Origin of the sequence: Rudaea sp. (assembly GCF_036383415.1) — a bacterium.
Lineage (GTDB): Bacteria > Pseudomonadota > Gammaproteobacteria > Xanthomonadales > Rhodanobacteraceae > Rudaea.
Genome location: NZ_DASVOK010000024.1, coordinates 1 through 10493, shown reverse-complemented (window position 1 = coordinate 10493; position 10493 = coordinate 1). Strand labels below are relative to the sequence as shown.

Here is a 10493-nt window from a genome sequence, read left to right as displayed (position 1 = left end):
TCGAGATCGTGTACGAGGGTATCGGCGCGTCGGCGCGCGCATACGGCACCTGGATTGCGACCGCGCGGTCGACGAACAGCGTGTCCTTCGCGCTGCGGAACGAAGAGCCGAGCGCGCGGCCGATCAGCGCCGCGCGGAAACCGGTGCAGTCGACGTACAGATCCGCTTCGAACGCGCCGGCTTCGCGTGTATGCACGCGCGCGATCGCGCCATGTTCGTCGAGATCGACGTTCTCGACCGTCGCTATCGTGTGCCGCACGCCGAGGCTGCGCCCGTGTTCGGCGAGCACTTTGGCGAACTGCACTGCGTCGAAGTGATAGGCATAGTTGAGCCGACCCTGGTATGGCGCATCGCCGCGTTTCTTCGGCGCGCGCGCGGCGTCGGCGACGCGCTGCTGCAAGGTCACGCTTTCGGCGAACGGCGCGCCCGGTGCGGCCGTACCGAGCAGCCAGTACGGCAACAGCTCGGGCGCGTCGCCGCGCTGGCTCGGCAGGCTGAACGGATGGAAATAGTCGCGGCGCGCACCAGCAACCTCACCCGGCGCGCGCACCCAGTCGACGAAGCGGATGCCCTGCTTGAACGTCGCCGTCGCGCCGCGCAGGAAGCGCGCCTCGTCGAGGCCGATCGCGGACAAGGTGCCGCGGATCGACGGAAACGTGCCTTCGCCGACGCCGAGGATGCCGATGTCGGCCGATTCGACCAGGCTTACCTGCACGCCCTGTGGATGCGCCGCGTTGAGCACGCGCGCGAGATAGCAGGCGGTCAGCCAGCCGGCCGTGCCGCCGCCGACCAAGAGGATGTTGCGCAATGCCGCCATGTCACACTCCTCCCGTTGTCTTTCTTCGTGCGTGTGGGCCGCGCCGGCCTGTCATCACGCGCGCGACTTCCCGCGCTTTTGTTGAAGTCTAGATTACCCCAATTGTCAGCGCTGTCAATTTTCGATTGACAGCGCTGACAATTTGCAGTATTTCTTGCCGCGCCCCGTATCAGACCGGTCATCGAGACCGGCAAACCGGCGCCGACCAATCCTTTGGAGGGAGACCCATGAATCATCGTTCCAACGACGCACGCTTGTTCGCCCGCGCCGCCGATGCGTCGTCGCATGCCGCTATCCGCGATCGGCGCAGCCTGCCCGGCCGAACCGCACTCTGCTGCGCAATCATCGCCGTGCTCGCCGCCGGCCATGCCCATGCCGCGGCCGACAATGCCGCCGACAGCGCGGCCGACCCGAAGGCGGCGAAGACGCAATCGCTCGAAGAAGTGAAGGTGACCGCGACCAAGCGCTCGACCTCGCTGCAGAAAACCCCGCTCGCGGTCACCGCGATCGGCGCCGACACGCTCGAGAAGGAGCGCGTCAACACCGTCACCGACATCGTCAAGCTCGTGCCCGGCTTCGCCGCGACCACGCAGGGCGACCACGGCGTCGTCACCCTGACCCTGCGCGGCATCGGCAACGACTCGGCCAAGACCGAGTACGCCGATCCCGAAGTCGCGCTGTTCGTCGACGGCGTCTATACGCCGCGCGCGGAAGCCGCGGCCGGACTGCTGCTCGACCTGCAATCCGCCGAAGTGCTGCGCGGCCCGCAAGGCACGCTGTGGGGGCGCAACTCGACGGTCGGCGCGGTCAACTTCCAGACCGCCAAGCCCGAGCTCGGCAACTTCTACGGCTATGCGCAGTTCGCCGCCGGCGACTACGCTCATCTCGGCCTGCGCGCCGCCGTCAACGTGCCGGTCAACGAGACGTTCGCGTTCCGCGTCGCCGTCGCACAGGAGCAGCATGACGGCTACGTCGACTACCAGAATCCGGTCGGCCAGCTGCCGTCCGTCGCCTCGCAGCAGACTGCGTATCTCGCCAACGGCGGCACGCTCGCAAGCTTCAAGGCGATCGATCCGAACATCTACGTCACCGGCGGACCGAAGTACAACGCGCAGGACCAGAGCGCCGCGCGCGTGTCGGCGCTGTGGGTGCCGAACGACAAGCTGACCTGGAACCTGTCGTTCGAATACTTCCGCGACCGCGGCACGCCGAGCGCGAACCTGATGCAGAACCCGCGCGCCGGCCAGGATTTCTGGTCGATCCTCGCCGACACCGCGCCGGCGCTGAGCCGCACCAACTACGCACTGCGCTCGCGCGTCGACTACGCGATCAACGACGCGATGGAATTCAGCTACATCGCCGGCTATTCGCATTTCAAAGGCTCGAGCAGTTACGACCAGGACGGTGGCGTGCTCGTGCCGACCAGCTTCGCCAGCGGCGCGAACTACCAGAACGACCGCACCAACTGGTCGAAGTACGAATCGTGGAGCCACGAGTTCGACCTGAAGTCGGTGGGCGACAACACGATCGACTGGATCCTCGGCCTCTACTACGCCGCCGAAGACAACGGCATCCGCTTCGACATCCCGATCTTCAACGGCACACCGCAGGGCACGGTCGGGTGGCAGGGTTCGTTCATCCAGCCGAAGGAACTCGTCGACTCGTACGCCGGCTTCGGCCAGGCGACCTGGCATCTGAGCGACGCGACGCGCCTGACCTTCGGCGCGCGCTTCACCCACGACGAAAAGAAGAACGAAGGCGGTCGCAACTACGGCTGGGCCTACGATGCGACGACGCCGCAGGTGCCGATCTATCCCGGCCTCGATCCGGCCTCGCCGGGCTCGGGCTTCAACGTCAGCGCGAAGAACGACGGCAAGTACAGCGCGGACAAGCCGACCTGGCTGCTCAAGGTCGACCACGACCTGTCGAGCACCGCGCTGGTCTACGCGAGCGTGTCGACCGGCTACAAGTCCGGCGGCCTGCAGGACGGCGGCGTGCCGTACAAAGGCGAGTCGCTGATCAACTACGAGGCCGGCATCAAGCTCAGCTTCCTCGATCATCACCTGACCTGGAACAGCGCGGTCTACCACGAGGATTTCAAGGACTTCCAGCTCGCCGCGCCGATCACCTTCATCGACGGCAGCCACGGCCTCGGCTTCTCCAACGTGAAGGGCACGACCAAGGTCAGCGGCATCGAATCGGAAATCGCCGCGCGCCTCGGCGACGTCGACCGCTTCAATCTCGTGTTCTCGGCGATCCCGCAGAAGAAGCTCGGCACGCTGCTCTACGCCGGCAGCAACGACTACGGCGGCCTGCCGGCCTGTCCGGCCGCCTCGGGCATCGGCAACTGCATGGACGTGAGCGGCCACGAACTTGCGCATGCGCCCGACTTTGCCTTCAACGCGATCTACGAGCACGACTTCATCCTGTCGAACGGCGCGCGCCTGACGCCACGCTTCTCCGGCCACTACGAATCGTCGACCTGGCTGTCGCCGTTCAACTTCGGCGCGGGCGACCAGCAGAAGGCGTATTTCCGCGGCGACCTGTCGCTGCGCTACACCTCGGCCGACGACAAGTGGTACGCCGGCGCCTACGCGAGCAACTTCACCGACGTGAAGGTGCGCACGAGCGATGCGGGCCGCACCGTCGCGCCGAACGGCTCGCTCATCTACACCTCGCAGTACCTGCCGCCGCGCACGTTCGGCGTCAACTTCGGCATCAACTTCTAGCGCAACGGTTGCGCCCCAACGTGCCGGACCCGGGCCGTTCTCCATCGGGTCTGGCACTTTTTTGCCGCGCGCGCCAGCGGGCGCGGAGTCGAAGCGTAAATTGGAAGGAAGTATACAATGCAGCGTCGTGACCTCCTGCGCCTGTCGCTCGCTCTTGGCGGTACCTCGCTGCTCGCACGCAGCCCGTTCGCGCTCGCCGATGCGCTGATCGGTAAGAAACCGGCGGCACCGGCAAAACTGCGCGCTGGCGAATTCCCCAAGGGCTTCCTCTGGGGTGCGGCGACTGCGGCCTACCAGGTCGAAGGCGCGTGGAACGAGGATGGCCGTGGCGAATCGATCTGGGACCGTTTCGCGCACACGCCCGGCAAGATCAAGAACCACGACAACGGCGATGTCGCCTGCGACAGCTACCATCGCTATCGCGAAGACATCGCGCTCGCCGGACATCTCGGCACGAAGACCCACCGCTACTCGATCGCCTGGCCGCGCGTGCAGCCCGGCGGCAAGGGTGCGGCGAACGCGAAGGGCCTCGACTACTACAAGCGCGTCACCGACGCGCTGCTCGAAGCGGGCATCCGTCCGTTTCCGACGCTGTACCACTGGGACCTGCCACAACCGCTCGAGGATGCCGGCGGCTGGCCGAACCGCGACACCGCCGAACGATTCACCGACTACACCAAGCTCGTCATCGACGCGCTCGGCGACCGCATCAGGCAATGGTGCATCTTCAACGAACCGAAGACCTTCACCCACTGCGGCTACTGGCAGGGCAACCACGCGCCGGGCCGCACCGATCCGCTCGATTTCCTGCGCGCGACGCACACAGTCAACCTCGCCCAAGGCATGGCATTCCGCGCGATCAAGGCGGCCAATCCCAAACTCGAAGTCGGCGGCGTCTACGATACGCAGCCCGCGTACCCGGCCAACGCACACAGCGACGCAGACAAACTGGCTGCGCAGCGCTGGCACAAGTTCGTCAACCTGTGGTTCCTCGATCCGGCGCTGAAGGGCCGCTATCCCGAAGGCGTGCTGCCAGCGGATCGCCAAGCGGAACTGCTCGGCTGGAAAGAAGGCGACGAGACGATCGTGCGCGCCGCGCTCGACTTCGTCGGCATCAACTACTACTCGTCGTGGCTCGTTGCCGATGCGCCGCAAGGCAACGGCTTGCCCGGTCTCAACACCCAGGCCGAGTGGGCGCGCTACTACCCGCCGCACCATCAGACCGACAACGGCTGGGATATCTATCCGAAAGGCTTCTACGACATCCTTACCAACATCGCCGAGCACATCGGCCATCTGCCGATGGAGATCACCGAGAACGGCGCCGCCTACAACACCGCACCCGGCGCGGACGGAAAAATCCACGACAGCGCGCGCATCGCCTGGGTCCGCGCGCATCTGCTCGAACTCTCGCGCGCGATCCGCGACGGCGTGCCCGTGCGCGCCTACCACCACTGGAGCCTACTCGACAATTTCGAATGGGCCGAAGGCTACTCGCAGCGTTTCGGCCTGATCCACGTCGACTTCAAGACGCAGAAGCGCACGCCCAAGGATTCGGCGGGGTGGTTCGCGAAGGTGATTGCGCAGAACGCGGTGCCGGCAACGGCGACGTCGAATGCGACCGTCACCAGCAACGCGTTATTTCGAAGCCGTGAACGCAATCGCTAGCGACCGCGCCGCCGCGGCTGGGTCAACTCCGCATCGCCGTACTGCGCAGCAAGCATTCCGTGCAGCGCGAAATCGCGGAGCATCTGGAAATATCCCGGCGCGTAGCGAGTCGAGATGCGCTCGCCCTTCGCGTCGACCTCAAACAGGGTCATGCCGTGCTCGGCATTGCGGTAGTAGGCGATCGTGCAGTCGCTGCCGCGCGCGATCAGCGAATTGAGCCGCTTGCGCGTTTCGCGGCTCGGTGCTTCGTAGTCCTCGCCGCCGAGCACCCACAGTTGCGGCGCGCGCAGCGACCGCAGCACCGGCATCGGGTCGTAGTTCCACGGGATATGCCAGTCGAATTGCGGCGCGATCGCGCGCAGTTCGGCCTCGGACTTCGACAGGAAGATGTGGGTATAGTCGCCACGCAGATCCTTGTACCAGCGTGCGGCGGCATAGCGCTTGCGCAGTCGGTCCAGTTCGGCGAAGCCGCTGCTGAATCCGCTCGCAACGACGTTTTCCACCGCACTTGCCACGCTCAGCGCATCGCGGATTTCGCTGCGCGAATAGCCTTTCTCGCTGAGCTGCAGCTCGACCGATTGCTGATCTTCGTCGATCACATTCACCGCCAGGCCGAAGCAGACGATGACGAAGTCGACCGCTGTCCTCGTCGCCGCGAGCGGCGCCACCCAGCCGCCCTGGCTACCACCCTGGAATCCGATGCGTTCCATCCGCGACCCTGCCAGCGATTTCGCCGCCGCCACCGCGGCGACGGCATCGTCGGCGAGCACGGAGTAGTCCTGGGTGTAGGTTCCGCCCGAACTTCCCGTGCCGCGCTTGTCGTAGACGAAGGCTCCGATTCCCTCGGCGGGCAGCATGCGCTGCAGCGAGTACGATTCGAGGGCGGAGCTGGGCTCGGATCCATGAATCAGCACGACGATCGTAACCTTGCCTTCGCCGGGCGGCATGACCAGCCTGCCGGACAAGGTCGTGCCATGGCTTTCGAAGTGGATCTCGCGGGTCGCGAACTCGCGCTTCTTGCCAGACACTGCGCCAAAGCGCAGCGTGCCCATGTCGCAGCCGGCGAACGATACGACGATGCCGTCCGCCGTCTCGCTCCATCCGCGCGTGCTCATCCAGCTGCCGTCGCCTTGGCGGTGCAACGTGCCGGTCGTGCCGTCGAACTTCCGCCAGCGCAGCGTGTCGTTTGCGGAGGAGGCGATGTCGAGATCGGATTCGTCATCGAGTCGATAGTTGCCGACGAGACAGTCGCTCGGCGATGCGGCGAAGGCAGGCAGGGACAACATGGCAAGCAGGCTCGCGAGCAGCAGCCGCGCAGCTGAAAAAGCAATGCAGGTGATTCGTGGCATGGCGGCGGATTCCGGGTTCAGGAATTAGAGTTGAGTTCGATACGCAACGTGCCGGCGCCGTTTTCGAGGATCGAACGGCCAACACTGGCCAGTTCATCGAGACGATCGACGATGGTCAGCACGGGATTGCCGAGCAGCGGACCGAAGCCGCTGGCGAATCGTGTCTGGCCGTAGGCGAGGAGCAGTTCGGGCTCGCTGTCCTGCCCGGCGTAGAGCAGGATCTGGCCTGGTCGCGGTTCGCCGACGGCGTTCTCGCGCGGCAACAGGGATGCGGCCGGCCAGATGGTGCGCAACGGCGACCAGATGGCCTCGCCGCTCCAGCGTGCGTGCAGCACCGTACCGGCATACGGCAGCAGCCGTGCCAGTGCATCCCAGCTTGCGGATGCCCGGGGCGAGGCGATGCTTGCCCGGAAGGTCGAAGTGCCGATCGATACGGTGGCGTTCATTGGGATTCCGTCGAGTGGCGAGCTGCCATGCCGCCACAGTATCGATGTGGCTGTCGCGCGTCTTGGACGGATTCAAGGCAACCCAGGACAAATGGCCCTTGATTCCACGACCGGTTGGCGGAAGATGGAGCGATAGAACCGCAGTCGGTTTCCATTTGAGGACACTGCAGGAAGATGTCCGTGCTGCACCAGTTCAGTGGCGCCTGCGTGCGCCGCGTCATCGATCCGAGCCGCACCGTCGTCGCCGAACACGCGCACGAGTGGCCGATGATTTCGCTGTACGTCATGGGCGCATACCGTAACGTCACCGAGCGCGGCGAACACGAGATCGCCGGCCCTTCAATGGTGTTCTACGCTCCGCGCGTCGCGCATCGCAATGTCGTCGGCGAAATGGGATTCGAGCAGATCGAGATCGAGTTCGATCCACAGTGGCTCGGCACTTCCGCGCTGCCGGCCAAGGAACTGCTGCTTCGCGTCGGCGGCGCCTGCGGCGCGCAGGCCCGCACGATCGCCAGTGCATGCGCGACGCGACTCGCGGAGGCCGACCTGCGCAGTTCGATCCGGCGACTCTTCTCGATCGCGCTGCGCGAATCCGGCGCACATGCCTCTGCCTGGGCCGGCGATGTCACCGCGCGGCTGCGCACCGATCCGGGCCGGCGCATCGGCGACCTCGCGCGCGAGGTCGGGCGCAGCCCCGCCTGGATCGGCCCCGCGTATCGACATTCGAGCGGCGAAGGCTTGCAGCAGGCCGCAGCGAGATTCCGCGTCGAACGCGCAGCGCGGCTGCTGCGCGAATCCGATCGGGGTTTTGCCGACATCGCCGCGGAGGCGGGGTTCTGCGATCAAAGCCACATGAACCGGACCTTGCGTCGGCTGCTAGGACGCTCGCCGACGGCGATACGTGCGGACCGGGAGGCCTTCCGCGATGCGTCGATAAAGTAAATAAACCGTACAACGATAACAAAGCGTCGAACCCGAGCGGCTCGAGCTTCTTCTTCCAAAAATAAACAGCACAACGCTCCGCTTGAGTATCAACTACAGGCCACTTCGTGTCGATCCCTTGTTGCGAAGCAGTCTTTGAGCTCTGGTTCAAGTCGTATCGCCCAAGGAATAGCCCTGGCTGCGCATCTCATCGTCTGGAAAGACACTCACGCGTATGCCATGCAGGTCACCGTACCGGCGCGGCCGCCATGACCAACGGCAACTTCCAATTCTCGATCCGTGTCCCTTGCCCCGCATTGAGATGACTGGTCAGGTAATACAGCCGCCGGATCTCGTCGCCCTGCCCCGGTCCCGCCGTGGCATCCGCGAACCGCTGCTGCAGATAAAACGGCGGAATGCTCTGGCTGTACAGAGCGGCGCGCACGCGCGCAATACGCGCGATTTTGCCGGGTGGCAAACGGATTTCGTAATGCACTTCATCGCTGCCGGTGAGCGTCGGATCGGTGTAGTGCGGATCATGGGCCGCCTCGCCTTCCACTTCGCCGAGCAGTCGGATGTAGGGCGATGGATTGTCCAGGAACAGCTTCGGATCAAAGCCGCGCGGGCGCAGCCGGTTGTCCTTGACCGTTTGCACACGCCGCAGGAACGACGTGGTCAGAAATCCCTCCGAGTCCTTGATCAGCTCTTGGTAGATCTGCACCTGGTTGCTCTGCGTGATGCGCTGGTAGTGCGGCTGGTAGTCCCGCTGCACGACACCATTTTCTGTCGGCAAGCGGCGATCGCTCAACCCATCAAGCAGGAAACCCAGCGCATCGGTACGGCCCGACGCCCAGATCGGCCGGCCGCTGGAATCTTCGGCGATGAACTCGATGAACAGGCGGCGAAAACCCACGCCCGAGGGCAGGAAATGGCCGGTCTTGTTGGTCACGCGCACGGTAGCCGTGAACCGGTCGCCGGCTCGATGAACATCCTTGATGGCGATGTCCGCGGATTCGTGCCGCGCCATGCGCAGCATCGACTCTGCCGCGGTAATCAGGGCCGGCTGCGTCGTGGTGGCGCCCATGTAGTCGATCTGGCGCACGCCGAGCAGCAGCGGGAACTGCTGGAACATTTCGTTGAGAAACATGTTGAGGCCGTGCAGCGAATGGCGCGCGTAGTCCGCGCGCGCTTCCAAGGTAATCGCTTCGTCGGGCAAGCGGTGCGTGGTCGGCGCGAATTCTTCCGACTCGATGTTCGCGATCTTCGTGCCGGCCAGGCTCAGCGATTTGTAGTGGCCGGGCATATGGCAGTCTTGGCAGGACTGGAACGTCGCACCGCGCGCGAACACGCTGTTGGTCCATTCCAGATTCGTGGTCTGTTCGTAAGTGCTGGTAACGGTGCCGCCTCCGGGCACATGCACCGCATGCGACCGGCCGTCGTTGTCCAGCACCGGCAACAGGATGTTGTGGCAGCTGCCGCACAGGTCCGAACTCTTGGCCTGTTCGCCATGTTCGGGCGTGACACCGAGCGCATGTTTCATCGGATCGATGATCACGTCGTCAAACGGACCGAACAGCTTGTCGTCCGGGCCGGCGACCCAATTGCCGGTAAAACTGGATTCCTTGCCGAGTGCTGTTTTGTCGATGCGATGGCAGACCGTGCAGGAAATGCCGTCGCGGGCGAGGTTGCCGTAGCCGTGAGGATCATCCAAGGCCTGGTAGCGCGTGACCATCCCGAGCCGGAACGGATCGCCGAACGGCACCTCCGGCGGCGGCGCCACGGCGAACAGATCCTTGCAGCGTGCGTCGGCTTTCTGCGTATCGATCGCGAGCTGGCGCTGACCCATCACGCCGTGACAGTGCAGGCAAGTGTTCTCGATGCATTCGGTGAGCTTGGGCAGACGGTTGGTCTCGCTTTGCAACTGCGAGAAGAACACCGGATCGCGCCCTGCCAGTCCCATCGGCGAAGCGCGCCATTCGGCGTACATGGATACGTTGACGGGGTTGCCCGTCTCGGGATCGTCGACCAGCATGTTCGGCGTGGCATCGTTGGACACCGTTGCATCGTGGCAGCCCTGGCATTGGTCGGATGTGAGGAAAAGCCCCGGCTTGAGCGCACCAGCAGTGCGGTGGTCGAAGCTCTCGGCCGGCAAGTGGAAACGCCAGGCGGAGCCGAAATCATTCGCCCCGAATGTGCCGAACGACGCGGCGAATTGCGGCGTCGGGTGCGGCAATGGCTGGCTGAAGGCCCAAGCCTGGCGCTGCGCATCGCGCAGCATGGCCTCGCCCGCGAGCGTATTGTGGGGATCGACATGCTCGGCGCCGGCGCGATCGTCAAAGCCCGGATCGCGCAGATTCAACATGCCGAGCAGGCCGGTTGCAGTCATCGGCGTCGCAGACGCGCTGAAATGCCTGTAGAGCAATCCGGACGTCAGCACGTTGTCCAGCGAGGCGAAGGTCAGCTCTTTCTCGGCCGAGGCATGGCAGTTCATGCAGTACGCGCCGAACAGGCTGTAGGGAGTGACCACGTCGGCCAGCTTCTGGCTCGGTGGCTTGCCGGGCTG

General features: G+C 64.9%; 7 protein-coding genes. 3 read left to right on the top strand and 4 right to left on the bottom strand.

Annotation, left to right across the window (positions count from 1 at the left end; genetic code table 11):
- A partial coding sequence (locus tag VF497_RS00840) for an FAD-dependent oxidoreductase (RefSeq protein ID WP_330885311.1) occupies positions 1-817 on the bottom strand: 817 nt, incomplete at its 3' end.
- A 227-nt stretch (positions 818-1044) separates the two neighbouring features.
- Between VF497_RS00840 and VF497_RS00835 the strand changes: the two genes are divergently transcribed.
- Positions 1045-3546, top strand: coding sequence for a TonB-dependent receptor (locus VF497_RS00835; protein WP_330885309.1), 2502 nt, complete (start codon positions 1045-1047; stop codon positions 3544-3546).
- 117 nt (positions 3547-3663) lie between these two features.
- Positions 3664-5214, top strand: a complete 1551-nt coding sequence (locus VF497_RS00830) for a GH1 family beta-glucosidase (protein ID WP_330885307.1) — start codon at positions 3664-3666, stop codon at positions 5212-5214.
- Here VF497_RS00830 and VF497_RS00825 read toward each other — a convergent pair.
- Both VF497_RS00825 and VF497_RS00820 read right to left on the bottom strand, forming a co-directional pair.
- Positions 5211-6563, bottom strand: coding sequence for an alpha/beta hydrolase family protein (locus VF497_RS00825; RefSeq protein ID WP_330885305.1), 1353 nt, complete (start codon positions 6561-6563; stop codon positions 5211-5213). The two genes, VF497_RS00830 and VF497_RS00825, sit on opposite strands and share 4 nt — an antisense overlap.
- A 17-nt stretch (positions 6564-6580) precedes the next feature.
- Positions 6581-7009: a DUF3830 family protein gene (locus VF497_RS00820; RefSeq protein WP_330885303.1), complete on the bottom strand. Its 429-nt coding sequence runs from the start codon at positions 7007-7009 to the stop codon at positions 6581-6583.
- A 180-nt stretch (positions 7010-7189) separates the two neighbouring features.
- Between VF497_RS00820 and VF497_RS00815 the strand changes: the two genes are divergently transcribed.
- Positions 7190-7951 (top strand): AraC family transcriptional regulator, encoded by a 762-nt coding sequence (locus tag VF497_RS00815; RefSeq protein ID WP_330885301.1) that lies wholly within the window; start codon positions 7190-7192, stop codon positions 7949-7951.
- Positions 7952-8177: 226 nt separating this feature from the next.
- On the opposite strand, the gene VF497_RS00810 is transcribed toward VF497_RS00815, so the two are convergent.
- The coding region (locus VF497_RS00810) for a hypothetical protein (protein WP_330885299.1) at positions 8178-10493 on the bottom strand (2316 nt) is incomplete at its 5' end.